The organism is Pseudomonas sp. SID14000 (assembly GCF_002165135.1).
GTDB lineage: Bacteria > Pseudomonadota > Gammaproteobacteria > Pseudomonadales > Pseudomonadaceae > Aquipseudomonas.
In genome coordinates, this window is the sequence record NZ_NFZQ01000006.1 from 127,444 (window position 1) to 154,291 (window position 26,848).

Here is a 26,848-nt window from a genome sequence, read left to right on the forward strand (position 1 = left end):
ATGCACGCGCTGAATCTTAACTACGGAACGCGATCGCTGGCATTTGGCTATGGATTTTCCAAATGTGGTGAGTTTGCTTTCGAAGCCGCGTTTGCCGTGGCCATTGTGTCCCTCACCGATGCTGATCTGCTGTTGATAGGCATCGCCTATTTTTTTCGTTACTTGCCAAGCGTCGTATTTTCCCCATTGGGTGGCTGGTTGGCAGATAACGCCGAAAAAAAGAAAACACTGTTGGCAGTCGAGGTTGCCAAAGGCCTTTTGGCGCTTGCCTTCTTTGCCTTGTTCGGCCTGTTCACCCCGGTATTACCCGTATTGGTTGGTCTTGCAATGGTCATGACGGCGCTCGAGTGCCTTTATGTGCCGACATTTCGCGCGTATTTTCCGGACATTGTCGCAAGGGACCAGTTGGCCTCGGTCAACAGCGGTGTCCAGGTGATCGAGGATGCTGCCTCGATTATCGGCCCGCTGGTTTTTTCGGTCTGCGTGATAGTGCTTTCTCGCGAAGCAACGTTCTTGTTTTTTGCGACATGTCTGGTGCTGTCGGCTATCTCCATCGCCACATTGGGGCCAGGTAGGCAAAGTGCCAGGCAGGCCTTCGATGGGCGTGCCATCGTCCGCGATGCTGCACGCAGTGTAAGTCAGCTAAGGGGCAGCAATGCACCGTTGTTTGCCGTTATTGGTTGCACCACGCTCTGCGCGATGTTTGCCACGTCGGTGATTCGCTTCATCCTTCCGGCTTCGGTGCTGGAGCATTTCGCTTCCGAGGCAGCGGTAGGTTACGTACTTTCATTGCTTGCAGCGGGTACTGTTCTGGGGGGGGTGCTCTACACACGTTTCAATCCGCGCACAACCGCACGATTGGTGTTGCGTTATTGGCTGCTATACGGCGCATTGTTTTTGGCTGCAGCAGTGGCGCTGCAGTTCAACAGCTGGCTGTTTCTGTCGGTCCTGTTCCTGGTCGGCTTGATCGGTGCATTTGTCGATATCGCTATCGTGACCAACATCCAGTGCTTGTCGAGTGAGCATGAGGTGGGCAGAAATTTTTCCCTTTATTACTTCACGGCCGTCATTGGTGATGCCGTTTCAGGCCTGGTTGCCAGTTTGGTGTTTGTGCTTGCGGGGCCGGCAACCTTCATCTGGATGACGCTGATGCTGTTCATCGCGCCTGTGCGCTGGAACCTGAAAGGAAATGCTGATGACACCGACAATCGTATATAGCGTGGCGCTCGATGTTGACGCATGGGACGGTGTGCTGACTGCGCCCTTTCATACGTCAGCTAATCTCGCACTCGCTTCTGCCTTGTTCTTGACGCCGGAGGATGCGCTGCAAGCGATTGTACTTGAGGCGGTTACGCGCTGGCGTTTACCACTTTTCATTGCCTCGGAAGGTGTGAATGGCCTGGCAGACGGCGATGAGCGAAGGCTGAGCGTGCCGTTGTCGGAGCCTGACAGGGCCCGGCTAATGGCGGCTGCACTCACCTTTGAGCACCAGGTACTGCCTCCCTTCACACGTGCGGTTGCGTCTTTTGTCGACATGCGTCGGCCAACCTTTGCCTGCCCAGGTCACCAGGGAGGAGCCTGTTTGCAGCAGCACCCCGCTGGAGCCCGTTTCAGGCAGTTGCTGGGGCCTGAAGTGTTCCACGTGGATGTACCCCATGCAGCGCCTGAACTGGGTGATGTATTAGGCCACGAAGGCCCGGTCCAAGAGGCCGAGCAATTGGCTGCAAGGGTTTTTGGTGCTGACGATACCTGGTTCGTGCTCAATGGCACGTCCACTGCTAACAAGGTCGTTGCCAGTGCGCTGTTGGCAGCTGGCGACCTGGTGCTGATGGATCGCAACAACCACAAGTCGGTGTTTCTCGGTGCCTTGGTCCAGTGCGGCGCTTTGCCGGTGTACCTGGACAATGTGCGAGATGAGCGGGGGCTGCTGGGTGGCTACCGATTAGGTGCCCTGGATGAGGGCCACTTGCGCAGCCGGGTGGGGCAGATCTGTGAGCGCCGGGCGGGAGAACCCAGGCCCTTTCGTCTGGCGGTAATCCAGCAGGCGACTTGTGATGGGGTGGTGGTCGATGCTGCGGCAATACTGGCGCGAATTGGGCATCTATGTGAATACGTACTGTTCGATGGCGCCTGGGCTGGGTATGAACCTTTCATTCCCGCACTGGCCGAGTTATCGCCGCTGAGCGTGCAATTGACTGGCAGCTCTCCCGGCATTGTTGTGACGCAATCAGTGCACAAGCAGATGTCAGGGCTTTCCCAGACTTCACAGATTCACAAGAAAGACCAGCATATCAGCCACCTGCGCCGTTATTGCACACGGCCAATGTTCAACGCAGCATTCATGCAGCACGCTTCGACCAGCCCGTCGTATCCCTTGTTCATGTCGCTGGAAGTGAATGCAGCCATGCTCGCCGACGGTGAGGGCGAGCGCCACTGGCGGCAAGCGCTGGCCGCTGCGCAGGCATTGCGCGAACAGGTCGTACACCGTTGTCGGTTGATCCGGCCACTGATGCCGCCTGTATCGCAGACTTCGCTTGAATACCAGGCGCAGGGTGTGTTGGCCATAGAGCCTGGCTTGCACTATGTCGACCCATGCAAAGCCATCTTCACCACCCGAGGGCAGTCAGAGATTCCGGCATGCATTGTTGCCCAGTATCTGCGAGATTGCGGTTTTACTCCGGAGAAAACAGACTTCTTCACGTTTACCCTGCTGATGACACCGTCCAGCGACAGTGCCACCTTGAACAGGTTGGTGGGCGCTTTGGAGGATTTCGAAGCGCATTGGCTCAATGGCACTGCGGTGCTGCAACTGCTGCCTTCGCTACGTGCGGCTTCGGCACCCTATCAGGGCCTGTCCATCGCTGAGCTAGGGGAGCGCATCAGAGCGCTCTATCGCACACATCAGGTTGAGCTGCGGCAGAGTGAGATTTTCAGTGCCATGGGCGCTGCGCAGGGAAATTGCTCCCCTTACCAGGCCAACCAACGGTTCGTGCGTGGAGAGGCCAGCTTGCAGAGGATCTCGGAGGTTGCAGGCAGGGTTGCGGCCGAAGGCGTTATTCCCTACCCACCCGGGATCATGTGCATCGCTCCCGGTGAGTGCTGGACAGCTACGTTGGTTGGCTATCTGCAAGCAGTGGAGGATTTGTCTACGCAGTACCCCGAATTCGCGCCGCACATTCAGGGTGTGCACAGGATTGGCGATGCCGATGGATCGGTCTTGTTCGGAGTGTTCGTGCTTGACTGAACGCTCTCAACCGCTGGGTGGCGCACTCACGCAACCGCAAGGTCAAGGACGTAAGTTCATTCACGTCGACATGGACTCCTACTTCGTCGCCGTCGAACTGCTGGATGCCCCATGGCTGCGTGAGCGGCCGGTCGCTGTCGGTGGCAAGGCGATAGACAGGGGAGTGATCAGTACATCCAACTATGTTGCCAGGCGGTTTGGTGTCAGAAGTGGAATGGCAACAGCCACTGCGCAACGTCTATGTCCGGATTTGGTGCTATTGCCTGTGCGCTTCGAGCGGTATGAGGCAGTGACTCGCAGGCTGGAGGACATTTTTCGGCGCTATACCCCAGGCGTCGAGTTTTTCTCGCTGGATGAGGCCACGCTGGATGTGACAGGGCAGATGCACTGCAACGGTTCGGCAACGCATATGGCAAGCCGCATCCGGGCTACGATCGAGCAGGAACTGCAGTTGACAGCCTCCGCGGGTGTCGCGCCTTTGAAGTATCTGGCGAAAATGGCTTCGGAAGTGAACAAACCCAATGGCCAGTTTGTCATTGCACCCGATCAGGTGCAGGCTTTTCTCGCCAATGTGGATATTCGCAAGATCCCTGGCGTGGGGCCCAGGACATGGGGCGTGTTGCAGGCTTTAGGATGTCTGAAATGTACTGATGTTACTGACGACATGATACCGGCTCTGTTGCGGCACCTTGGTGCGCACGGTTTCTATGTGTGGGAGCGTTGCCGAGGCCTGGAGGGCTATGAAGGGAAGCCCGGAGGTGTCCAGTCCTTGGGAGTCGAACATACGTTGCCCAGCGACTGTGATGACTTTGCCAGTTGTGCCAGAGAGCTGGATGGATTGCTGGCGGCCTTAAGCATCCGCCTGGAAGCGCTTGGCCATATGCCGCCCATTGTCAGGAATCTGGTCAAACTCAAGTTCTCCGATTTCTCCATTGCCAGCGCCGAGGCGCCCGCCCTGACTTTACAGTCGCAGGTCATGCAGGGGCTATGTCGCATGCTTTGGGATACCAAACGGCAAGGGCGAGCGGTGCGTCTGGTAGGTGTTGCCGTCAGGATTCGAAGGAGTCTGCCGGACCCCTTGCAGCTCGAGCTGGCGTTTTGAGTCGCTTGGTTGGCACGATCGAATGAACACATGCTTGCCGATAGGCCCCCGGCGACACACCGTAAGCCTGCTTGAACTGCCTGCTCAAATGGCTCTGGTCGGCAAAGCCCAGGTCGAACGCTACCTCCGACGCCACCAGGCCGCTCTTCAGCATTTCCCGCGCACGGGCCAGGCGCCGCTGCTTCAACCAGGCATGCGGCGGCAGGCCCGTGGCCTGGCGGAATACTCGGGCGAAGTGGAACGGCGACAGGTTGACCGCCGCCGCCAGGGCCTCGAGCGAGGGCGGGGCGGCCAGTTGGCTTTCCAGCAGCTCACGGGCGCGGGCCACCGCCAGCGGTTCGTGGCCGGGGGCCGCAGGTTCGGTGCATTGCCCGTGCCGTTGCACCAGGGCCAGCACCGCCTGGCGCCAGGCGGTCTGTTGCTGCAGGGCACTGGCACCGGCTTCGGACAGCTGGTGCAACTGGCTGAAGGCAATCGCCAGGGCCGGGTCGTGGATCACGCTGTCCTTGAAGCTGGGCATGCCTTGGCGGCCCAGTTCCAGCTCGTCGAGCACCCCGGTTACCCGTTCATGTTCCGGGTAGAAGCCACGGTAGCGCCAGCCCGCTTCGTGGGCGGTGGCGCCGGTGTGCAGCTCGTCGGGGTTGATCAGCACCATGCTGCCGACCGGCGCCAGGTGCTCGCTACCGCGATGCCAGAAGCGCTGGGCGCCCGACTCGATCACGGTGAACACATAGCCTTCATGCACATGCGGGGCGAAGCGCTGCTGGAAATAGCGTGCATGCAGCATCTCGACATCGCCCAGTGCCGGCGCCTGCCAGAGGTGCGTCTGCTCGCGCAGGGGCGTGCTCATGCCAGCCAGCTGCGCAGGAAGAAGAACATCAACATGCTCACCAGCATGCTCAGCAACACGCTGCGGGTCAACAGCACCAGGGCGATGGCCACCAGCGAACCCAGCAGGTAGGGGTTGAGCAGGCTCAGGTCCAGCTGGTGGTCGGGCATGAAGATGATCGGGCCGCATATCGCGGTGAGCATGCCTGGCACGGCAAAGCCGAGGAACTGCCTGGCGTTGGAGCTCAGGCGCAAGGGCAGGCGCGGCTCCAGGAACGCATAGCGGTTGAGGAACACGATGGCGCCCATGGCAAAAATCAGGATCCAGGTCATGCACGGGCTCCGGCGAATTTCTGGCAGACGAAACCGGCGCTCATGCCCAGCAGGCCTGCGGCCACCAGGGCGGTTTCCCAGTGCCAGTAGCTGAACAGCACCGAACAGAACAGCGACACTGCCACGCACACCAGTGTGGCCAGGTTGCGCACCAGCGGTGCGATCAGGGCGACGAAGGTGGCGACGATGGAAAAGTCCAGGCCGAACTGGTCCAGGTGCGGAATGTTCTGCCCCAGCAGGATGCCGGCCAGGGTGAACAGGTTCCAGGCGACGTAGAAGGTCAGGCCCACGCCCAGGGCGTACCAGCGGTTGAACTGCTGCTGGTCGTACTGGCTGGTCAGGGCAAAGAACTCGTCGGTCAGCAGGAAGCCCAGGCCCAACCGCCAGCGCAGTGGCTGGCTGGACAGCACCGGTCGCATCGACAGGCCATACAGCAGGTGCTGTGAGGTCAGCAGCAGGGTGGTCAGCAGGATCGATGCCAGGTTGGCGCCGCCCTTGAGCATGCCGATGGCCACCAGTTGCGCGGCACCGGCGAAGACGATAGCCGACAGACCTTGCCCCTCCCAGGCGCTGAGGTTGGCCTCGATGGCCATGGAGCCGGCCAGCAGGCCCCAGGGGGCAACGGCCAGGGACAACGGGAGAATGGCGATGGCGCCGTGGAGAAAGGCTTGGCGGGCGATGTGGGGCATGGTGGCTGCAGTGCTTTTATCTGGTAGGCCAGCATGCCAGAAGGAGCGGGGGAATGGCTTGAACTATCTTGCTGGTCTCGATCTTGTGGGAGCGGCCTAGTGTCGCTCCCACGGAGGTTCGCGACTGGTGATGGTCAGGGATGGCTGGTCAGGTGCTGCTGCGCTGTCACGCAGCCGTTGGTTTCCACGGCTTTCTGCAGCAGGCTCTGGCGGTGCTCAGGGTCGAGGTCGCCGAGCAGGCGGTATACCTCGGCCTGGTAGTCACGCTGACGCCCCCACTGCATTTCCAGGCCTTGTGGCCGGTTGCGGTTGCAGGCCAGGCGCGCGGCTGGTTGCGGGTAATAGGGGGCATACACAGTGGCCATGTTGGGGATGGCCTCCAGCGCAGTACGGTACTCGCTGCTGACATTGTAGGGCGGGCACCAGGTGGCGATGGCCGGTGCTGGTGCGGCAAAGCCCTGTTTGAGGCTGGCTTCGAGCAGAGGGCAGGCGGCATCCGGGATTTGCGCAGCGGGCAGATAGGTCATGTAGTACAGCGCCAGGCGGTACTGGGCGACCGGGTGGCCCAGCGCTACGGATTTTTTCAGCAAGGCGACCGCTGTCGGCAGGGTATGGGCCATGGCCTGGCCCTGGCGGCTGAGCTCCGGGTCGCCACCCAAGGCCGTGCGCAGCGTGCTGGCGCCGTCGTCCTGGGTGTCTGCCTGCTCCAGCAGGGGCAAGGCCTGGCGGTAAAGCAGGTCGGCATGAGGGTCGATGCGCACTTCCAGCGCGTGCGCGGCCAGCGGCATCAGGGCGATCAACAGTGGTGGCAAGCGAAGTATGTGGCTCACAGGCAAGCCCCATGGAGTGCTAGGTACTGATGGACGGCTTCGATGTTCATGGCGGTCAAGCGTGCGCCTCGGCAGATCGGAACGACGGCATATTCTAGCCACCCAACGGGCTTGGCCGGAAGACCACCCGGCAACTGTCAGACGAGCTTGATCGGCGTGACCTTGCGCTGGGAGTGTTTTTCCTGAGCCAGGCCAAGCTTGGCGGTAATGACTTTGGCCAGGGCATTGTTGCCCAGGTCGTTCAGGTGCAGGCGGTCAATGAACAGGTCGGCCCCGAACACCGGCGAGCTGCTGAGCATGCAGTTCATGTCGTAGCAGGGAACCGGGTCGGCCTGGCTCTTGATACGGCGGAAGAATGCCGAGTGCAACTGGCTGTCGAATGCGCCGTCCAGCAGCCGGTCGAAATTCGCCGGTTGCCGCTGCAGCGCGTCCAGCATGGCTTGCTCGCCAGCGGGCAGGCTATCCCGGCACCAGTGCAGCAATGGCTGCAGGATGAAGGTGAGGGTGGAGTGGCTGTCTGCCAGCAGTCGGTCCCATTGGCGCAAGGTACGACCAATGTTGTCGGCGGCTCGGGCCAGGCGCTTTTCCGGGGGCGACAGCGGCCAGGTGGCTGGCGTTGCGACCGGGGGCGCGCCCAAGGCCTGGCCGATACGCTGCCACAGCGATTGCCGACGGGGCGCCGCCGTGGGCTGCATGCCTTCGCTGAAACTGTTGAGAAAGTCCTGGTAGGCCTTGGCGTGCTGCGGACCGTTCAGGCTGGCGAGGACTTCGTAGAGGGCTTCGTGGGCCAGGCTGTTCAGGCCGCTGAGTACCACCACATGGCCGAGCTGGCCAAGGCGGTGCTGATGGGTCAGGAACAGCAGCAGTTCCTGGCTGGCATTGAGCCCGCAGCCGGCCAGGTTCAGCCAGACTTCGCCGGTGAGCATCGACAGGTGCGAGGCTACTGTGTGTTCGTCGGAGCTGGCACCGATGCCCAGGGCGGTGGAGCCGCCGACCAGCAGGTTGATGCGCGATGCACCACCGCGCTCGGCCGCCGAAAAGCGCTTACCGGCGCAGTGGCTGTAGCGCAGGCCCAGGGCATCGGTGTTTATAGTGCCGGAGCGGTAGCCGGTTTCATGCACATGCACGGTGTGCGGGGCACGCCGGCTGCCCAGCAGCAGAAAGCGCTGGTAGTCCTGTTGCAACGGTGAAGGCGACGTGCTCGTGTCAGTCGCGGTCATGGGTTCTCCTTCTGGTGCAGCGGGCACTTTGCATCACATTCAGGCTGCCAGTTCCTTGAGGTTGTACAGCAGGCCGCCGCCGGCGATCAGCAGCAGTGCGACCCCCGAGGCCAGGCTGATCATGCGGTTGCTGCGCTGCGAGGCGATCTTGCCGATGGCGAAGATGTACAGGCTGAGCACGGCAAAATCGATGGCCACCCACAGCAGCGACAGCACCACCATGCTCTTGCCGAATGACTCGGTGATCTGGATGAATTGCGGGAAGAAGGCGATGAAGAAGATGATGTCCTTCGGGTTGGAAATGCCCACCATGAAACCTTGCAGCAGCCCGCCGCGGCCAGGCTTGGCGAGCTCGCCCGGCGCCTCGGCTGCCGGCGCCTGCAGGGCGTCGCGCAGCGTACCCACGGCGATGTAGCCGATGAACAGGCAACCCAGCAGGCTCATGGTGCTGAGCCAGGCCTTGTCGATGGCAGCACTGGTGAGGATGATCCAGGCCGCCGCGCCGATCAGCACCAGTGATGCCCAGTTGGTGCCAACGGCGGTGAATATGGCCTTGCGCGAGCCAGAGGCGGCCGCGGTGTTGACGATAAGTGCCACCACCGGGCCGGGGGTGGCGATCAGCAGCAGGACGGTAAGGGCATAGGTGGCGGTGAGTGCGGTGTTCACGGTCAGGTCTCGATTAGTATGTCAGGTGTTGCCGGTTGTGCGGCATGGGCATGGAACGGGCAGCGGGACGGGTTGAGCGACCCTGCCTCCTGCAGTTGGTATTGCTTCCACTCGTAGTTGTTGGCGTCGCCGAAGAAGCCAAGGGTGTCGGGCATGACGCCGTCGTTGTAGTGGCGCACACGCTCGCGGATGCGTTCACGGATACGTTTGCCACTTTCGGTGTTGGCGTTGGCCACTTCGTCGAAGTTCGCCCGCGGGTTGATGACGAAGGTGATGTGTGGCCCAAGGTAGCGGCTTTTCATCTGCTGGTGGCCGGGGAAATTCATGTTGATGAACAGCGGCATACCGGCAAAGCAGAACGACCAGGCGCTATCGTCCGGGTCGGTCGGAATGCCCTGTGGCCAGGGCTGCGGGTCGCGCGCATGCACGCCACGCAACACCTTCCAGGCCAGCGCCTGTTGCTCGGCCAGGCTGTTGTAGTCGGCGGCGGTTTCGAGAAACACTACCAGCGGGCTGCCGATTCGCTGCTTGGGTTGGATGGGGGCGACGGTGTGCACGTAGTCGGCCAGGCCCTGGGCGATGTCATCGGCCAACTGCCCGGCGCGGGCGAAGAGGATGTGGCAGGTCTCGCCGTTTACCGCCTTGCGGCCGAACAGGCAGGGAAACTCGGGGTTGGCGAGGATACTGCGGAAATGTTCTACGGCTTTATAAGTCCAATGTCGCGTGTTCCGGACATGTTCATTGGCCAGCTCTAGCGCATCCAGGCGATAGCAAGTTCCATAACCCGTAAACATGATTTCCCCAAGCGTAAATTTAGTGAACGTTCCAGTCACATGCAGGCAGGATCTTGGTTATCTTTATTATTTACCTGCATTTTCCGAGACGCCCTTGACGTTGTAAAACGCGTGGATCTGTGACCTACTATTAGTCTCACTCATGCTCGGGGCGTCGCCATGTCGGAACGGATTCAGGCCTTGCACGCGTTGCGTGCCTTCGAGGTGGCCTCTCGCTATGGTTCATTTACCCGTGCCGCAGAAGAACTGGCCCTGACCCAGGGGGCCGTCAGCCACCACATCAAGACCCTCGAAGCCATGTTCGGTTGCGACCTGTTCGAACGTCGCGGGCCGAAACTGGCCCTGACCGAGCACGGCAGATTGTTGGCGCAGGAGCTCAAGGTTGGCTTCAAGATCATCGAAAATGCCTGCGCCCTGCTGCGCCAGGACCGCTACGGCCTGCGTCTGAAGGCGCCGTCCACGCTCACCATGCGCTGGCTGCTGCGGGCGCTGGATGGGTTCAAGAAGATCGAGGACAATTGCGGCGTGCAGCTGTCCAGCGTGTGGATGGACATCGATAGCGTGGACTTCTATTCCGAGCCCTACGACTGCGCAATCCTCCTGGCCAACGGGCGTTTTCCCGCCGATATCGAGAGTTTCAAGCTGTTCGATGAATGGCTGATCCCGGTATGCCACCCGGACTACATGACCCAGGCTCAACCGGACCTGGCCGATCTGGCCCAGTGCGAGTTCCTGCACCCGTCCCCCGACCGGCGTGACTGGCGGCGCTGGCTGGCTCGCATGGACGCGCTGGACATCAGCATTGACCACGGGCAAGTGTTCGATACGCTCGACCAGGGCATCTCGGCCGCCCAGCAAGGCCTTGGTATTTCGGTGGTTGACCTGGTGCTGGCCAGTGCCGACCTGTTGGCCGGGCGCCTGGTCACGCCTTTCAAGCACGCAGTGGCCACCGGCGACGGCTATTACATGACCTGGCTCAAGGCCAGCCCCAAGGCGCGGCAGATGCACAAGCTGCGCGAGTTCCTGCTTGGTCAGGTGCCGCCGCTGGCCTACAAGGACATCAACTACCTGTACGGTTGAACACGCGTTCGAGCATGAGGCCGGCCGCCGGCAAGCGCCCGGCGGTGGAGCGGTTTGGGGCGGGGGCGTTTGTCTTGAGGTATTCAGCGCCTGAGAGATCGAGCGCCGCCCGCGCGGCGCTCGATCCCCCAGGCGCTGAAAATACTGCGGCAAACACCTGCGGGCCTCAACAAAACGCGCTGCGACGTTGCGTCAGCGGTAGAATCGCCGCAATCAGCACAACAAACGATTCAGAGGTCGACGCGGTGGAGTTGCAGCAGGGCTTTGTCCTGACCCGGCATTGGCATGACACGCCCGAAGGCACCTGCGTGGAATTCTGGCTGGCCACCGACCAGGGGCCACGGCAGTTGCGCCTGGCGCCCCAGGTATCGGTGGCATTCATCCCCCTGGCGCAGGAAGCGCACGCACGTGTGCTGTTGGCCAACGAACCTGGTGCCGAGCTGCGGCCGTTGCAGCTGAAGGATTTCGACCAACGCCCGGTGCTGGGCCTTTACTGCCGCCAGCACCGGCAATTGATGCAGCTGGAGCAACGCCTGCGCACAGCCGGTATCGATGTGTACGAAGCCGACATCCGCCCGCCCGAGCGCTACCTGATGGAGCGCTTCATCACCGCCCCGGTGCAGTTCACCGGCCAACCGGATGCCCAAGGCGTACTCTGCGATGCCCAGCTCAAACCCCTGCCGGGTTATCGCCCGCCGCTGCGCCTGGTGTCGCTGGACATCGAGACCAGCGAGCGGGGCGAGCTTTACAGCATTGCCCTGGAAGGATGTGGCCAGCGCCAGGTGTACATGCTCGGTCCGGCCAACGGTACGGCTGATGGCCTCGCCTTCGACTTGCACTACTGCACCGACCGCGCCGACATGCTGGCCTGCCTCAACCAGTGGATGGCCGAGCACGACCCGGATGCAATCATCGGCTGGAACCTGATCCAGTTCGACCTGCGCCTGCTGCATGAGCACGCCAAGTTGCTGCAGGTACCGCTGGCACTGGGGCGCAAAGGCGCGCCGATGACCTTGCGCAGCCATGCTGGTGGTGGCCACGTGTTCGCCGATGCCCCGGGGCGGCTGCTGATCGACGGCATCGAGGCGCTGCGCTCGGCGACCTGGAGTTTCCCGTCGTTCAGCCTCGAAAGTGTCGCCCAGACCTTGCTTGGTGAGGGCAAGGCCATCGACACGCCGTACCAGCGCATGGATGAGATCAACCGCCGCTTCGCCGAGGACAAGCCGGCGTTGGCGCGCTACAACCTCAAGGATTGCGAGTTGGTGACGCGCATCTTCGCCCACACCCGGCTGCTCGAATTCCTTCTGGAGCGGTCTTCGGTCACCGGCCTTGCGGTGGACCGCAGCGGTGGTTCGGTGGCCGCGTTCTGCCATTTGTACATCCCGCAGATGCACCGCCTGGGCTTTGTCGCCCCCAACCTCGGCAGCCGCCCCGACGAAGCCAGCCCCGGTGGCTTCGTCATGGATTCGCGCCCGGGCCTGTACGACTCGGTGTTGGTGCTGGACTACAAGAGCCTGTACCCGTCGATCATTCGTACTTTCTTGATCGACCCGGTGGGGCTGGTCGAAGGCTTGCGCCTGCCCGACGATGAACACTCGGTGGAAGGCTTTCGGGGTGGGCGTTTTTCCCGTAGCGAGCATTGCCTGCCGGCCATCGTCGAGCGGGTATGGCAGGGGCGGGAAGCGGCCAAGCGTGAGGGCAACGCGCCGCTGTCGCAGGCGCTGAAGATCATCATGAATGCCTTCTACGGCGTGTTGGGTTCGAGCGGCTGCCGCTTCTTCGACCCGCGCCTGGCTTCGTCGATCACCATGCGCGGCCACCAGATCATGCGCCAGACCCGCGCACTGATCGAAGCCAGGGGCTACGAGGTGATCTATGGCGATACCGATTCCACTTTCGTCTGGCTCAAGGGCGCCCACGGCGAGGAGGCTGCAGCACGCATAGGCCGCGAGCTGGTGGCGCACGTCAACCAGTGGTGGCGCGAACACCTGCGCGAGCGGATGAACCTGGAAAGCGCGCTGGAGCTGCAGTTCGAGGTGCATTACCGGCGCTTCCTGATGCCCACCATCCGCGGCACGGACGAAGGCAGCAAGAAGCGCTACGCCGGGCTGGTGCAGCGGGCCGATGGCAGCGAGCAGATGGTCTACAAGGGCCTGGAGTCGGTGCGTACCGACTGGTCGCCGCTGGCCCGGGAGTTCCAGCAGGAGCTGTACGGGCGGATCTTCCGTGGCCAGCCATACCGTGACTACGTGCGTGACTATGTGCGGCAGACGTTGACCGGTGGCCTGGACGAACTGCTGGTGTATCGCAAGCGCCTGCGCCGGCCGCTGGCCGACTATCAACGCAATGTGCCGCCGCACGTGCGCGCGGCTCGGCTGGCCGATGACTACAACCGCCGCCTTGGCCGCCCGTTGCAATACCAGCGGGGCGGCTGGATCAGCTATCTGATCACCCTGGCGGGCCCGGAACCTCTGGAAAACCTGCAAGCGCCGGTGGACTACGAGCATTACCTGAGGCGGCAGCTGCAGCCGGTGGCCGATGCCATCCTGCCTTTCGTTGGCGACAGTTTCGAAGGGTTGACCGGGCAGCAGCTGGCGCTGTTCTGAAGGGGGTGGTACCTATCTAGCCTACCTTGTGGCATGCCTGTGCCTATTGTCGCGCCTCTGGATCAGACAGAGGCCAACAACGTGACTACACCCACCAAGGAGCAACCGCCACCCGTCGATAGGCTGGCCATGGAGCAGGCCTATCAGGACAGCCTCATCGTCAAGCGGCTACCCAGATGGATTCGCCGGCTGCGTATCGTATCGCCTACCGAACAGAACATCCCGGCCAACGGCTTGTATGAATCGCAGCATGCTGCATTACGCGACGCGTTGAAGGACAGCCTGGCCTGTCGACAGTGGCTGGAAAGGGAGCTTGCGCGCATCGAGGGCATCGACCATTTCGTCAAGTCGCTGCTTCAAAGCGCCATGCATGAGAAATTCGGCATTGAGCAAGATGTCAAAGGCCTGTATTTCAGACGCTGGTACACCTCCCCTGCGGGCACCGTGTGGAGCCGTTATCCGGTCGTGGAAAAGGACTACTTCGACGTACCGCTGATCGAGGCGGCACTGGACAATTTCACACCGGGCGAGGGGCGGGACGAACAGCACAAGGACAATTGCATCGTCGACAGCCTGTCGCAACGGCTTGCTTCACCGACCGCGCCTGCCTTCGCACGCCTGTGCCGCCAGCTGGATCTGGGCAGGCGCTATCAGCAGCATCTGGACAGCGTGCTGAAAGCGTCGAGCACTCAGGCCAGCGGCTGGCGCAACATGGGTGCGACGCTTGCGCAACTGTACAGCTCGGTCATGCTGATCGATGCCTGCAAGGCCAAAAGCGATGGAGTACTGAGTGCCGCCGAACTGGACCTGGTGCTAGAGCTATGCAAGCACGGAAGACCTGGCACGTTTTACGAGTCGAAGGTGGTGGCCCGGCAACTCAAGGCGTTCGGCTGCGATTTGCAGCAGATCGTGATACTCGATGTATTTCATGACAAAGTCAGCCGCAAGATCCTTGTCTATATACCCGATGACCCACACGGTCCCTGGACCGCAAGCCCCGACTTGGAAAGCTTCACCCGCAAGGTCTTGGGCAAGCGTCTGCGAGATAAGCCGTATCAGAAGTTTTTCAGTCGCTTCGTACGACGGCGTGACATGCAGCAGTTCTTTTCCAAGGTTGTCCAGGAATTGGTAGGTGTGGCCGATTGGGCAACCCGAGAAATGGGCCAGTACATGCGGGACTACCCGCTACCGTTGTTCGACCACCTTGCTGCCGCACGCCTTGCTCACATCAAGGACGATGCCGCATTGATTGCCACGCCGGTGTCAGACCTTGACCGCAAGGCCCAGGAGGCCCATAGGCAAAGGTTGGTTGCCGAAGGGTGGACACTGGCCGGCGTGGCGGGCGTGTTCATCCCTGAACTTAATGCGCTGCTGCTTGCTGTAATGGTGTGGGACCTGTTGAGCGAGTTGTTCCAGGCAGTGAAGGACTGGCGTGAGGGTGATACCAGCGCAGCTATCGAGCATGTGCTCAGCGTGAGCAAAGACCTGGCTGTGGTCGGTGTTACCGCTGTGGTATGGCGTGAAGCGAGCCGGGCTTGGGCCGCAGTGGACCAGTGGGTGCCAGCGCGGCTGGAGGATGGGACCGAAAAACTTTGGAATGGGGACTTGGTGCCATTTCGCAGCGAGGCCCCTGCTGCCAGGGAAGTGGCCGATGAAATGGGCATCTACCGCGCCCAGAACAGAAGCTGGATAGCCATGGACGGCCATTACTACGAGGTCGTCCAGCGTGCAGACGAAGAGTGGCAACTGGCGCCACGAGATGGCCATGGGCCTTTGTTGCGTCACAATGACGCCGGGGCTTGGCGGCTATGGGCCGAGCAACCTGCCAACTGGGCAGACACGCACAGGATGTTCCGCCGCCTTGGTGGGCGTTTCGCTCGCCTGGATGATGAGCAAATTGACCAGGCCATGGCTATCCATGCCCTGGATGCAGACCACCTTCGGGCGCTGCATGTATACGGTCGACCGCCGGAAGCTGAGCTGGTCGATACCGTCGAGCGCCTGCTGATCGACCGTCGGCTACAAGCCTTGTTGGACAGTTTGAAGCTTGGGCGGGTGCCGGAGGACGCGCCGTTGCTGTTGAAGGCTCGTGCATTGCCAGGCGTCACGGAACACGAAGGGCCCGCATTGGCGGCACAGGTTTCGGCGAGACGGCGCCAACTGTTTCAACAGGTTTATGACGGGCAACAGGAGCCAGATGATGCAGCGGTGGCAACGTTGCGCAGGGCATTCCCGAGCCTGCATGGCCGTGCTGCGCGCGAGCTTGTGGGTGGGTTATCGGCAGAAGGTGCGGAGTTTCAGGCCCTGGTCAGCGGTACGGTGCCGTTCCGGCTGGTCGACAAGGCCAGGCTGAGCGTACTACGCATTCGTATTGCGCGTGCCTGTGAGGCGCTGTTCATCGATACGCCTCAGACTCTGGACCAGGCCAAGGTCGCGCTGACTTTGCTTGACACTCTGGATACAAGCAGTGGTAGACCGCGTTGGCGGCTGTACGACGGCGACAGTCCACAGCCGGTAATGGCTACCACTGGCCGCGGGCAGAACTTCAGACTTGTATATGAAAACGGGCGGTTCTCACTTGAGGACGCGCTGGGCGTTGAAATGCGCGGCCCCGGTGAACTGTTCGAGACCCTGGTGGATGCGTTCTCCCCTGGCGACCATGAGGCAATCGGTATCAATGAACCCTACGCCCCAGGCCTGAGAGCAGTCCTGGCCAGGCAAGTGGCCGGTCACAGTAGGGAACTCGCCCAGGCATTGGGCAGAAACCCTGAATTGCCATGGATGTTGACGCCGCTGCGCTTGGAGGATGGCAGGGTCGGCTACCCGCTGGGTGGCGGCCTGGGACGCCTTGCTCGGCCTGCCCCACGACCCAGGGCATTCGAGGCGCGCCTGCGCGACCTTTACCCAGCATACAGCGATGGCGAGGTCGATGCTTGGTTAAGTGCGCTGCATGCTTCGGGGCGTGATACCGATACTACGCTTCGCGTGCTCGAAGAGCAGGCGCGCCGGTTGAGCGACAAACTGAAAAGCTGGGAACGGCAAGGATTGCTGGCCCGTGAGCGAACCGAGCGCAAGCGGTTTCGCAAAGCCGTCATGCAATGCTGGCGGGAACGGATACCTGATCAGGTTACCCCTGAGGGCCAACGCTTGTCCGTGACTTGGCAGTACAGCGGGCATGACCTGCGCTCGTTGCCGGAATTGGGACCACTGTTCACCTTCCCGCATGTTACCGAACTTTCCCTGCGCAGCCTACTGCTGGAGGAGGTGCCGGAGCGATTCCTGCTTTCATTCCCCAATCTGAGGTCTCTGGAACTGAGCTATAACCGGTTGGAACGTCTGCCAGGCAGCCTGCCGTTGCTCAATGAATTGAGCATTCTCGACTTGTCTGACAACCGCATCTCGCTGGAATTGCCACAAGCTCAAGTGCTGGAGCTGTGCAGAGGTTTACGTTACCTGAACCTTTCGGGCAACCCCTTGAGCACGGCCTTTTCGGTGGCCCAGATGGACCAGTTGGCCGAGCTGCGTTTGCGCAATACCGGGATGTTATCGCTGCCCGAGGGCATCATGGAGTGTGAGACGTTGTACATGCTAGACGCTTCCAACAACCTCATCGCTTCGTTGCCCCCTGACTTCACCGAGTCTCGGTTATGGCAGAACGGCTACGTGGCGCTGTCAGGCAACCCCGTGTTGGTGCATCAGGCTGAAGAGGTGCAGGAGGCCTGGAACATTCCGGAGACGAGTTCAATCCCTCATAAGCTGCGCTGGGCGGACCGCCTGGACGGTGAACAACGTGAGGACCTGAGTAGCCTGTGGGTTCATGTCGAGCAAATGGATGGGGTGGCAAACTTCATGCTTCTGCTGGCACAACTCACGCGCTCGAGAGACTTCACCCATCCTCTCAATGGGGAACTGCTGGCTTCACGCGTTCTGGCCATGATGGAAAAGGTCCAGAATTCGCCAGACCTGGCCGATGAGGTTTTCGCCAATGCATTGGTCGAAAACTGCGCCGACAACGCTACGGTGGTCTTCCAGCAGCTTGAAATCCGATGCCTTGTGTGGGAAGCAGAGCAGGCTGCCCCCTCTGGCAGCCAGGAGCGAGTTCTGGTGACACTGGCGCGGCGGCTGTGGAGGCAACGGGAGGTCGAATTCATCGCATTGCGCGAGGCTGAGGCTGCAGGTGCGGGCAACGAGTCGATCGAATGGGCGCTGGCCTACTCGATCCGCTTGCGCGAGGAGCTGGACCTGCCGGGCAATGCACGGAGCATGCTCCACGCCGGGATCCCGGACCTGGACGTCGCTTCGGTGGCACGTGCGGGTGATCAGGTAAGGCGTAATGAGACAGTCGAATCGATAGCAGCGTGGATGCTCCAGCAACCATTCTGGAGAAAGTATCTCGAGAAGCGTTACGTACGCGAGCTGGAAATACCGCAGCGTCTCCAGGACCAATTGGCGGAAGATGGTGCTGGGAACGCCGCCAGAGTGATGGCGGAAGCCAGGCAGTGGACCGAGCAGGCCGAGCTTCAACTGACCATCGAAGCTTTGCAACGATGGGCATGACGAGGGCGCATTGGACTATGCTCAAGTCACAAGCGACAGATGTTTTTTGGGGCTCGGGATGGGAGTGATCGCATTTGGTAACCGCCGGTTACTGTTCATTCAAACATGGAGGCCTTTTGCTGGTTTACGCTCGCTCGTCGGATCTTTCTCCCTGATCTGTAGTCTTTTGGTTTATCGAGAGAATAAGGAGATACGCATGCTCGTCCGGTCATTGACCCTCGCCACCTTGCTCGCGTTCGTCGGCCCCGTGTTCGCCGCCGACAGTGACGCGCCGCTGGCCAAGGAACTGGGCAAGGCCAGGCCCTTGGTCGTCATTGCACCCAGCAGCGCCGACCCGACGTTGCGTGGCTTGAACGAGGCCCTGAAGGACCCGGCCACCCAGGCCGCCTTCAAAGAGCGCAACCTGGTGCTGTACAGCGTTGCCAACATGATGGGCAAGCGTGAGGACAAGAACCTCGAGCAGCAAACCACCATGGCCTTGATCCGTGAGTTGAAGCTGGGTGCCAGCAAAGGCACCAAGGTGATCCTGGTGGGCAAGGACGGTGAGCGGCACATGCTCAAGGACGACGAGAAGGGCGAGGCCATCGACCCGCAGGTGATCCTCAAGGCGGTCGATGATCTGCCCGCCAGCGAAAAAGCCGTGACGGCGCCGGAGCCTGTGGCAGCGGCGGCACCGGAACCCAAGGCCAAGGACAGCAAGCCTGCCAAGCCGGCCAAGCCGGCCGCCCCCCCCAAGCCGCTGGAAGACTGACCCTGCACGACGGCCCCGAGGCACCTTGGGGCCCTTGTGTATCCCACTGTATCTGCCTACGCCGCTGACCCATTCCCATACAAAACCGCACCCCGCGCGATACATCCACGACATACCGCAACGGCCTAATGGCTCCACATTCCAACCACAGTGGAGCGACACCATGACTCAAGTACGAAACACCCTCGGCCTGCTCGGCGCTGCCCTGATCGGCAGCATGGCATTGAGCAGCAGCGCCTTTGCCGTCGAACCGTTGACTCAGGGTTACCAGCTGGCTTCGGCCAAGGTGGCCGGCGAGGGCAAATGTGGTGAAGGCAAATGTGGTGGCAGCGCCAAGGCCACCCAGGGCGAAGGCAAATGCGGTGAGGGCAAGTGCGGCGCCAGCGCCAAGGCCGGTACCGAAGGCAAGTGCGGCGAGGGCAAGTGTGGTGATGCCTCGTTCGCCAAGACCGACAGCAATCACGACGGCAAGGTCTCGCGCGACGAGTTCCTGGTGGTGGCCAAGGACCGTGCCGGCGACTTCGACAAGATCGACCGCAACCATGATGGCTTCATCTCTGAACAGGAGGCCGCAGATCACCTCAAGGCGATCTACCAGGCTAATGGCAAGACCATGCCCGAGGGCTTGTTCAGCCACCTGACCGGCAAGCCCTGATCTTCTACCCCATGAACCGCGCAACGCCCCTCCTGCTGGTCAGGCGGGGCGTTGTGCCTGTTGCGGAGACCTGTTCATGCACCCCACATCTTTGTCCCCTCAGCCTTTGCGGGCCGGGCTCGGCCTGCGCCGCGGGCTGTTGCCGGAACTGCTGGTCATGGAGGCTGGCGCGGTGGACTTTCTGGAATGCGCACCGGAAAACTGGATTGCAGTGGGCGGTGCCTACGGCAAGGGCCTGGCGCAGTTGGCCGAACGGTTTGCCATTACCTGTCACGGGCTGTCGTTGTCGCTGGGTGGCAGCGAGCCGCTGGATTGCCATTTCCTTGGCCAGACTCGTCAGTTCCTCGATCGCCACCAGGTGCGTCTGTACAGCGAGCACCTGAGCTACTGCAGCGATGACGGGCACCTGTACGACCTGATGCCCATTCCGTTCACCGACGAAGCTGTGCGCCATGTGGCCGCGCGGATTCGCCAGGCCCAGGAATACCTGGAACGGCGCATTGCCGTGGAAAACATAAGCTACTACGCCGCGCCGTACCAGGCGATGAGCGAACTCGATTTCATCCGTGCGGTACTTGATGAGGCCGACTGCGACTTGCTGCTGGACGTCAACAATGTGTTCGTCAATGCCTGCAACCACGGTTACGACGCCCGCGAATTCCTTGCGGGCTTGCCCCAGGCGCGAGTGACCGGCATGCACGTGGCTGGCCATTACGATGAAGCGCCGGACCTCAAGGTAGACACCCACGGGGCTGCGGTGAAGGAAGATGTGTGGGCGCTGTACGCGGTCGCCTGTGCGCGTTTCGGTGTGCAACCGACCGTACTCGAGCGTGATTTCAACTACCCGCCGCTGGCCGAACTGCTCGCCGAAGCGGCGCGCATCCGCACTGTGCAGCGTGCTGCGGGAGGGCTTGCAAATGAATGAGACCTTGCGTGAGCAGCAGTACACCTTGGCCCGGTACCTGCGTGACCCGCAGCGCCATGCGCCGCCGCCTGGCATAGAGGCCCGGCGGCTGAAGATTTACCGCGAGCTGTTCTATGGTGCTATCGAAGGTTTGCTGGCCGGCAGTTTTCCGGTGATGCGCCAGGCGTTGGGCGAACAGCGCTGGCATGCGCGAGTGCGAGATTTCTATGCCAACTATCGCAGCCAGACACCGTTGTTCACCGAGATTGCCGAAGCCTTCGTCGATTATCTGCAAGGCATCGAGCTGGATGCGCCCTGGCAGCTGGAGCTGGCGCACTATGAGTGGGTCGAGGCTCAGTTGTATCTGAGCGATGCCGAGGACCCGGCCCATGACCCGGCAGGCGACCTGCTGGAAGGGGAGCCGCTGTTGTCGTGTGTGGCGCGGGTGTTGGCCTATCGCTGGCCGGTGGAACGGATTGGGGCGGATTACCAGCCAGCGGTCGCGCCAGAGGCGCCGACCTTGTTGCTTGTTTATCGCGATGCGGAGTTGAAGGTGCGCTTCGCGCGCCTGGCGCCGCTGGCGTACCGGTTGCTGGCACTGGAACAGGGCAGTGGGCGGGCGCGGTTGGAAGCGCTGGGCGGTGGTGTGGAGGAGGGGTCGGCGTTGCTGGAGGGGCTGCGCGGGCAGGGGGTTATCATCGGTACATGTTGAGTGCGGGTACGGGGGGCGCCTTGCGCCCCTATCGCGACACAAGGCCGCTCCTACAGAGGTACGCGATCTCCTGTAGGAGCGGCCTTGTGTCGCGATGGGCTACAACGCAGCCCCGGCGAAATCACCTGCAGAACCGCCCTCTGAGCCAATGATCCAGGCTCAACCGCCCAGCCCCTTTCAGCAGCAGTGGCAGCAACGCCACCAGGTAGATCAGCGGCAACTTGAAGTTCCCAAAGCCCTGGTCGGTAATCGCATACCCTTGGGCCAGCTCGGCCAGGCTCGACCAGTGCGCCGGCCAGTGCACTGCGGCAATCGCCACCACGGTCAGCACCATCAGCCCCAACGAGGCCAGCCGGGTACCGAGCCCCAGTAACAGCAGTAACGGCAGGATCAGCTCTGCCCACATCGACAGCTGCCAGTTCAGCTCTACAGGCAGCAGGTTGAAGGGGAACGGAAAGTTCGCTTGCAGGTCGGCGAACCAGTTGCTGCCATTGAATTTCTCCCAGCCGGATTCGAAAAATTCCCAGGCCAGGAACAGCCGCAGCGGCAGGTCTGCACTCCAGGTACCGAAACGGTCGAAGGTAGTCAGTGTGCGGGTCAAGGTGGTCATGCTGGTTTTCTCTCTTCAGGAAAGGGCGCGGGCGGTACGGCGTTGCTGGCGGGCCAGCTTGGCGGTGAGCTTGACGGCGATGGCGCTGAACATCAGGGCGAACGCCAGCGGGTACCAGCCACCCATGGGGATGCGCTTGTAGAACGACAGGCAGAACACCGCGGCCAGTACCCACATGCCTGTACTGTGCAGGGCCTGCCAGGCACGGCCACCCAGCAGGCGCATCGGGGCCTTGAACGAGGTGATGGTGAGCAGCAGCAGGAACAGGTAACCGAGGGTACCGGGCAGGCTAGAGGTGAGCGTGCGGCCGGCCCAGAACAACTCGGGGAATTGCTGGGCGTAGCGGTAGATCAGTACGCCATGCACGGTGTGGGAAAAGGCGAATGCCAGCCCCAGGTAGCGCCGTTCCTGGAGGAGGCGGCGGCTGTTTGTGCCAGGCAGCAAGGTCACCAGCGACGAGGCCAGGAAGGCCAGCAGGAATAGCGCGAAGGAACTGCGCGCAGTGGCACGGATCGCGCTGCGCAGGCCGTCCGGATCAGGTTGGCTGGCCAGGACCACGGCGGTCATCGCCAGGGTCAGGCCGGCGAGCGTGGCGAACAGCTTCCAGCCGGAGGGAAGGGTGAGCGGTTTCATCAGGGAGGCTCCCGGTTGTGGTTGTGTGACCGGGAGTGTGTCGGGGTGGGGTATCTGCAGTGTGTCGGCGGTGGTGGGGTTGTGTATCGGATTGTAGAACTCGCTCAAGCCTCGCATTCCCTGAGAATCTTGTGCCCATCACTTCAGTTCGATCTGCGCGCACAGCCCGCCGCTTGCTCGGTTGCTCAGGGTCAGTCGGCCACCCATCGCCTGGATCAGCTGGTGGGCAATCGCCAACCCCAGCCCGGTGCCGCCGGTGCTGCGGTTGCGTGAGCCTTCCACGCGATAGAACGGCTTGAGCACTTCATCCAGTTCGTCACCGGGTATGCCTGGCCCGTTGTCGAGCACGCGGATCACGGTTGTGCCACCTTCGCGGCTCACCTCCAGTTCGGCAGCACCGGCAAACTTGAGGGCATTGTCCACCAGGTTCACCAGCACCCGGCGCAAGGCATGCGGGCGGGTTTCCAGAAGGCTGCCGCTGCTGCCATGGCGCTCGACTTGGGCGCCACTGTCCTGGTAGTCGAACACCAGGCTGTCGAGGAAGGCATCAAGGTTGACCCGGCACGGGGCCTCGGTGCTGGTGTCCATGCTGCGGGCATAGGCCACGCCTTCGCGCACCAAGTGTTCCATTTCACCCAGGTCGCTCCACAGTTTGTCCTTTTCCACCCCGTCGTCCATCACTTCGACACGCAGCTTCATGCGTGTGATCGGTGTTTGCAGGTCGTGGGAAATGGCTGCCAGCAACTGCATGCGTTCCTTTAGATAGGCAGCGATGCGTGCCTGCAGGGCGTTGAAGGCCGCGGCGGCGTAGCGCACCTCGCGCGGGCCGCTTTCATCCAGTTGCACGCCAGGCTTGTCCGGGTCCAGGTTGTCCACCGCGCGGGCCAGGCGGGTGAGCGGGCCGATCGCCAGGCGCACCGCCAGCCAGGTGCACAGCAGCAGCACGGCCAACTGGATCAGCAGCACCACGGGTAGCCAGCGGGCTACCGGGACCGGCGATGGGGTTACGTCGATGGTCAGCGGTGCGCCATCGGCCAGGCTCAGGTGTGCCTGGAAGTGCGCATTCGGGCCGGGGATTTCCTGGAAGGTCAGGCGATAGTCGGCGCCAATGGCCTTGACGATCGAGTCGGCGGCCATGGGAGGGTCGCTGCTGGGCATGGCTTCGCCCGCCAGGCCATGGTCCAGCCGGTAGCGGTAGGTACGCCGCTCCAGGCGCGGCAACCAGGCGGCGCGCTCGGCCGCGGGCAGGCGGTCGAGGATGGCCACTGAGGTGGCCACGTCCTGCTCCAGGGTGCTGAGCATCATCGAGCGGCTGCTGATGTAGCGCTCGTAGGCCTGCAGGCCGAACGACAGGCCGTAGGCCAGCACCAGGCCGGTGAAGAAGATCAGCGCCAGGCGCGAGGCCAGGGTACGTGGCCACTTCATGATGGCGACTCGAGCAGTTGCACCGGCAGTGAGAACACGTAGCCCTCGCTGCGCACGGTCTTGATGCAGCTGGGTTCGCGGGCGTCGTCACCCAGGCGCTGGCGCAGGCGGCTGACCAGCAGGTCGATGGAACGGTCGAAGATGTCGGCTTCGCGGCCCTGGGTCAGGTTGAGCAACTGTTCACGGCTGAGCACCCGCTGCGGGTGGTCGAGGAACACCCGCAGCAGGCGGTATTCGGCGCCGCTGAGGGCCACCAGGGTGCCTTCGTTGTCGAGCAGGTGGCGCGCGGTGGTGTCCAGCCGCCACTGGCCGAAGCCCAGCAGGCGGCTGCTTTCGCTGATGGTCAGGTTAGGCGGCAGCATGCGCGTGCGGCGCAGCACGGCGTTGATACGCGCCAGCAGTTCGCGGGCCGAGAACGGCTTGGTCAGGTAATCGTCGGCACCCATTTCCAGGCCGACGATGCGGTCGGTTTCGTCGTTGCGCGCGGTCAGCATCAACACTGGGGTGTTGCGGTGCTTGCCGGCGCGCAGCTCGCGGCACAGCAACAGGCCGTCGTCGCCGGGCATCATGATGTCGAGAACGATCAGGTCGACGCTGTTGGCTTCGAGAAAGGCGCGCATCTGCCGGCCGTCGGCGACGATGCTGGTGCGCAGGCCGTTCTTCTTCAGGTAGTTGCCGACCAGTTCGCGGATTTCGCGGTCGTCGTCGACGATCAGGATGTGATCGACGTGTTCCATGCGCTGCGTTCCTGTGCAAGAGGGGATGGGCCCAGTGTACCGAGCGCCTTCGCGTTTGCCTGCGGGGTTTTGTATTGCAGTGTATCTGGCATGTGTTCAGACACAGGAGGAAGCACATCACAGCTTCGGGCGACACATACGGGATACCTGGCCGGCGTGAAATGGCTCTCGACCGGGGAGCACAACTCCCCACCCTCAAGCGATACACAGGAGAGATGCCATGAACTTCAATATTTTCGCCCGTGCCACTTTGTTCGCCGTGCTCAGCTTCGGCGCCATTGCCGCCCAGGCCTCCACGATGCCGATGGACGATACCGGGGTCATGCAGTACCGCTACGGTGACCACCTTGATGTGAAGAAAGTGCTGTCGATACAGGATGACCAGAGCAACGCCTGCGGCCTGGTGAACACCCGCATGGATTACCTCGACTCCAAGGGCCAGCAACAGAGCGTGCAGTACCGCACCTACGCCACCGGCGGTTGCCATGAGAATTGATCGCCGTTTGTTGTTGAAGGTTGGCGGCATTGCCCTGGCGCTGGTCGGCCTGGGCCTGGCCGGGCACCTGATGGCCCGCGACAGCTACGGTGCCATGCCGTCGCTGTCCGGCGCCAGCCAGTGGCTGAACTCGGCGCCGCTGGATGGCCCTGGGCTCAAGGGCAAGGTGGTGCTGGTGGACTTCTGGACCTGGGACTGCATCAATTGCCGGCGCAGCCTGCCGCATGTGAACGAATGGGCGCGGCGCTATGCCGACCAGGGGCTGGTGGTGGTCGGCGTGCATACACCGGAGTACGACTACGAGCATGACGTTGGCACCTTGCGTGACAAGGTGGCCAGGCTGGGGATCGGTTACCCGGTAGCGGTGGATAACGACTACAAGGTGTGGAATGCCTGGGGCAACCAGTTCTGGCCGGCACACTACTTTGTCGACCGCCAGGGGCAGGTACGCCATGTGCACTTTGGCGAGGGGGATTATGGTGGGCAGGAGCAGGTGATACAGGCGTTGCTGGATGAGAAAAGGTAATTGGCCTGCGCCGGCCTCTTCGCGGTGGTTCGACGACTCGATGAACCCGCTCCCACAGATACTGCACCGCTTGCAGACTGTGCGATCCCTGTGGGAGCGGGTTCACCCGCGAAGAAGCCAACAACGATCTGTCAGGTGAAACTGGCAAAATGCGCCTGCATCCGCGCCGCATCCGCCTGGCGCCCGCTGAACAGCTCGAACGCCTTCACCGCCTGGAACACGGCCATGTTGCTGCCATCCAGGGTGCGGCAGCCCAGTGCCCGGGCGGCGCGCAGCAGTTCGGTCTCCAGTGGGAAGTAGATGATCTCCGCCACCCACAGCCGCGCATGCAGCAGCTCCACCGGCAGCGGCGTACCCGGCAGCTTGGCCATGCCCACCGGCGTGGTGTTGACCAGTCCGTCCGCCTCGGCCAGGGACGTGGCCAGGTCGGTGCCGACCACGGCGCGCCCGGCACCGAAGTGGGCATTCAGGTTGTCCACCAGGGCCTGTGCGCGGGCCGCATCCACTTCGAACAGCACCAGCCGCTCGACCCCCTCACCCAGCAGGGCATGGGCTACGGCTGAACCTGCACCACCGGCCCCCATCTGCACCACCTGGCGTCGTGCCACGTCGGGCAAGCCACGGCGCAAACCTTCGGCAAAGCCCAGGCAGTCGGTATTGTGGCCGACCCGCTTGCCGTCCTTGAGCACAACGGTATTCACCGCACCGATGCCGCGGGCTTCGTCCGACAGTTCGTCGAGCAACGGCAGGATCGCCTGCTTGAACGGGTAGGTGATGTTGAGCCCGGTAAAGCCGGTGTGTTGGGCGGCGTCGAGCAAGCCGGGCAGGGCGCTGTCGTCCAGTTGCAGCTGGTCGGCATCGATCAGCCGGTACAGGTAGCGCAGCGCCTGGGCGTCACCTTCGTGTTCGTGCAGGGCAGGGGTGCGCGACAGCTGGATGCCGCGGCCGATCAGGCCGGCGAGGATGGCTTGCTGGCTCATGCGCTATGCTCCTGAACCATTTCGGCGAAGTGGCTGATGGCCATGCGGTAGCCATGGCTGCCCAGGCCGCAGATGACCCCGACGGCGATGGACGATATGAACGACAGGTGACGGAACGGTTCGCGCTTGTGCACGTTGGACAGGTGCACTTCGATAACCGGCACTTCGCTGGCCACCAGGGCATCGCGGATGGCTACTGAGGTATGGGTCCAGGCACCGGGGTTGATCACGATGCCGGCGCAGCGACCACGGGCGGCATGGATCCAGTCGATCAGTTCGCCTTCGTGGTTGGTTTGGCGGAATTCAATTTCCAGGCCATGGGCATGGGCAGTATCGGCGCAACCCCGGGCCAGGTCGGCGAGGGTTTCGTAGCCGTACTGGGCAGGCTCGCGGGTGCCCAGCATGTTCAGGTTGGGGCCGTTGAGCACGAGAATAATGGGCTTCATTACGGGCATCGCTTTGTTGTTGTT

General features: G+C 62.2%; 25 protein-coding genes. 12 read left to right on the plus strand and 13 right to left on the minus strand.

Translation table 11 applies throughout. The annotated features are described in order from the left end of the window. Genes CAY82_RS10825 through dinB form a run of 3 tightly spaced genes read left to right on the plus strand, consistent with a single transcriptional unit; the run spans position 1 to position 4,346 of the window. Positions 1 to 1,218, plus strand: a complete 1,218-nt coding sequence (locus CAY82_RS10825; protein ID WP_087501180.1) for an MFS transporter — start codon at positions 1 to 3, stop codon at positions 1,216 to 1,218. Further along, the gene (locus CAY82_RS27045) at positions 1,196 to 3,244 is read left to right on the plus strand and encodes an ornithine decarboxylase (protein ID WP_256576253.1); all 2,049 of its coding nucleotides are present in this window, start codon (positions 1,196 to 1,198) and stop codon (positions 3,242 to 3,244) included. Before CAY82_RS10825 ends, CAY82_RS27045 begins: the two co-directional genes overlap by 23 nt. Further along, the gene (dinB, locus tag CAY82_RS10835; protein WP_256576254.1) at positions 3,237 to 4,346 is read left to right on the plus strand and encodes a DNA polymerase IV; all 1,110 of its coding nucleotides are present in this window, start codon (positions 3,237 to 3,239) and stop codon (positions 4,344 to 4,346) included. The genes CAY82_RS27045 and dinB overlap by 8 nt, the downstream gene beginning before the upstream one ends. Here dinB and CAY82_RS10840 read toward each other — a convergent pair. From CAY82_RS10840 to CAY82_RS10870, 7 genes are all read right to left on the minus strand, one after another. Next, complete coding sequence (locus CAY82_RS10840) at positions 4,294 to 5,196, minus strand: AraC family transcriptional regulator (protein ID WP_087501183.1); 903 nt, start codon at positions 5,194 to 5,196, stop codon at positions 4,294 to 4,296. The two genes, dinB and CAY82_RS10840, sit on opposite strands and share 53 nt — an antisense overlap. Further along, positions 5,193 to 5,507 (minus strand): AzlD domain-containing protein, encoded by a 315-nt coding sequence (locus CAY82_RS10845; RefSeq protein ID WP_087501184.1) that lies wholly within the window; start codon positions 5,505 to 5,507, stop codon positions 5,193 to 5,195. The genes CAY82_RS10840 and CAY82_RS10845 overlap by 4 nt, the downstream gene beginning before the upstream one ends. Further along, positions 5,504 to 6,196 (minus strand): AzlC family ABC transporter permease, encoded by a 693-nt coding sequence (locus CAY82_RS10850; protein ID WP_087501185.1) that lies wholly within the window; start codon positions 6,194 to 6,196, stop codon positions 5,504 to 5,506. Before CAY82_RS10850 ends, CAY82_RS10845 begins: the two co-directional genes overlap by 4 nt. A 134-nt stretch (positions 6,197 to 6,330) precedes the next feature. Next, positions 6,331 to 7,026 (minus strand): hypothetical protein, encoded by a 696-nt coding sequence (locus CAY82_RS10855; protein WP_087501186.1) that lies wholly within the window; start codon positions 7,024 to 7,026, stop codon positions 6,331 to 6,333. 137 nt (positions 7,027 to 7,163) lie between these two features. Continuing rightward, entirely contained in the window at positions 7,164 to 8,246 is a 1,083-nt protein-coding gene (locus CAY82_RS10860; protein WP_087501187.1) for a hypothetical protein, read from the minus strand. Positions 8,247 to 8,285: 39 nt separating this feature from the next. After that, complete coding sequence (locus CAY82_RS10865; protein ID WP_087501188.1) at positions 8,286 to 8,912, minus strand: LysE family translocator; 627 nt, start codon at positions 8,910 to 8,912, stop codon at positions 8,286 to 8,288. 2 nt (positions 8,913 to 8,914) lie between these two features. Beyond that, on the minus strand, positions 8,915 to 9,706 hold the full coding sequence (locus CAY82_RS10870; RefSeq protein WP_087501189.1) for a YqcI/YcgG family protein: 792 nt from the start codon (positions 9,704 to 9,706) through the stop codon (positions 8,915 to 8,917). A gap of 159 nt (positions 9,707 to 9,865) precedes the next feature. On the opposite strand from CAY82_RS10870, the gene CAY82_RS10875 reads away from it, so the two are divergent. From CAY82_RS10875 to CAY82_RS10905, 7 genes are all read left to right on the plus strand, one after another. Next, complete coding sequence (locus tag CAY82_RS10875; RefSeq protein WP_087501190.1) at positions 9,866 to 10,786, plus strand: LysR substrate-binding domain-containing protein; 921 nt, start codon at positions 9,866 to 9,868, stop codon at positions 10,784 to 10,786. A gap of 245 nt (positions 10,787 to 11,031) precedes the next feature. Next, the gene (locus tag CAY82_RS10880; RefSeq protein ID WP_087501191.1) at positions 11,032 to 13,392 is read left to right on the plus strand and encodes a DNA polymerase II; all 2,361 of its coding nucleotides are present in this window, start codon (positions 11,032 to 11,034) and stop codon (positions 13,390 to 13,392) included. 129 nt (positions 13,393 to 13,521) lie between these two features. Next, positions 13,522 to 17,949: an NEL-type E3 ubiquitin ligase domain-containing protein gene (locus CAY82_RS10885; RefSeq protein WP_256576255.1), complete on the plus strand. Its 4,428-nt coding sequence runs from the start codon at positions 13,522 to 13,524 to the stop codon at positions 17,947 to 17,949. A gap of 196 nt (positions 17,950 to 18,145) precedes the next feature. Beyond that, positions 18,146 to 18,700, plus strand: coding sequence for a DUF4174 domain-containing protein (locus CAY82_RS10890; protein WP_087501192.1), 555 nt, complete (start codon positions 18,146 to 18,148; stop codon positions 18,698 to 18,700). 163 nt (positions 18,701 to 18,863) lie between these two features. Continuing rightward, positions 18,864 to 19,355: a hypothetical protein gene (locus tag CAY82_RS10895; protein ID WP_087501193.1), complete on the plus strand. Its 492-nt coding sequence runs from the start codon at positions 18,864 to 18,866 to the stop codon at positions 19,353 to 19,355. Between the two features lie 76 nt (positions 19,356 to 19,431). After that, positions 19,432 to 20,280, plus strand: coding sequence for a DUF692 domain-containing protein (locus tag CAY82_RS10900; RefSeq protein ID WP_087501194.1), 849 nt, complete (start codon positions 19,432 to 19,434; stop codon positions 20,278 to 20,280). Further along, positions 20,273 to 20,971, plus strand: a complete 699-nt coding sequence (locus CAY82_RS10905; protein WP_087501195.1) for a DUF2063 domain-containing protein — start codon at positions 20,273 to 20,275, stop codon at positions 20,969 to 20,971. The genes CAY82_RS10900 and CAY82_RS10905 overlap by 8 nt, the downstream gene beginning before the upstream one ends. A 121-nt stretch (positions 20,972 to 21,092) precedes the next feature. Here the strand turns inward: CAY82_RS10905 and CAY82_RS10910 are convergent, their stop codons facing one another. The 4 genes from CAY82_RS10910 to CAY82_RS10925 all read right to left on the minus strand — a co-directional run bounded on the left by CAY82_RS10910 (position 21,093) and on the right by CAY82_RS10925 (position 24,376). Then, positions 21,093 to 21,581 (minus strand): DoxX family protein, encoded by a 489-nt coding sequence (locus CAY82_RS10910; RefSeq protein ID WP_087501196.1) that lies wholly within the window; start codon positions 21,579 to 21,581, stop codon positions 21,093 to 21,095. A gap of 15 nt (positions 21,582 to 21,596) precedes the next feature. Then, positions 21,597 to 22,214 carry a ferric reductase-like transmembrane domain-containing protein gene (locus CAY82_RS10915; RefSeq protein ID WP_087501197.1) on the minus strand — a complete coding sequence of 206 codons (618 nt, stop codon included), beginning with the start codon at positions 22,212 to 22,214 and terminating at the stop codon, positions 21,597 to 21,599. Positions 22,215 to 22,352: 138 nt separating this feature from the next. Next, positions 22,353 to 23,639, minus strand: a complete 1,287-nt coding sequence (locus CAY82_RS10920) for a HAMP domain-containing sensor histidine kinase (protein WP_087501198.1) — start codon at positions 23,637 to 23,639, stop codon at positions 22,353 to 22,355. Further along, positions 23,636 to 24,376: a response regulator gene (locus CAY82_RS10925; RefSeq protein WP_087501199.1), complete on the minus strand. Its 741-nt coding sequence runs from the start codon at positions 24,374 to 24,376 to the stop codon at positions 23,636 to 23,638. The genes CAY82_RS10920 and CAY82_RS10925 overlap by 4 nt, the downstream gene beginning before the upstream one ends. A 220-nt stretch (positions 24,377 to 24,596) precedes the next feature. Here CAY82_RS10925 and CAY82_RS10930 point away from each other — a divergent pair, with 220 nt between their 5' ends. Together CAY82_RS10930 and CAY82_RS10935 are read left to right on the plus strand one after the other, a co-directional pair. Next, positions 24,597 to 24,872, plus strand: coding sequence for a DUF2790 domain-containing protein (locus CAY82_RS10930; RefSeq protein ID WP_087501200.1), 276 nt, complete (start codon positions 24,597 to 24,599; stop codon positions 24,870 to 24,872). Beyond that, positions 24,862 to 25,398 carry a thioredoxin family protein gene (locus CAY82_RS10935; RefSeq protein ID WP_256576256.1) on the plus strand — a complete coding sequence of 179 codons (537 nt, stop codon included), beginning with the start codon at positions 24,862 to 24,864 and terminating at the stop codon, positions 25,396 to 25,398. Before CAY82_RS10930 ends, CAY82_RS10935 begins: the two co-directional genes overlap by 11 nt. A 131-nt stretch (positions 25,399 to 25,529) precedes the next feature. Here the strand turns inward: CAY82_RS10935 and CAY82_RS10940 are convergent, their stop codons facing one another. After that, a complete protein-coding gene (locus tag CAY82_RS10940) occupies positions 25,530 to 26,378 on the minus strand; it encodes a shikimate dehydrogenase (protein ID WP_087501201.1) in 849 nt (282 codons plus the stop codon). Then, positions 26,375 to 26,824: a type II 3-dehydroquinate dehydratase gene (gene aroQ / locus CAY82_RS10945; RefSeq protein WP_087501202.1), complete on the minus strand. Its 450-nt coding sequence runs from the start codon at positions 26,822 to 26,824 to the stop codon at positions 26,375 to 26,377. The genes CAY82_RS10940 and aroQ overlap by 4 nt, the downstream gene beginning before the upstream one ends. Between the last annotated feature and the right edge of the window lie 24 nt (positions 26,825 to 26,848).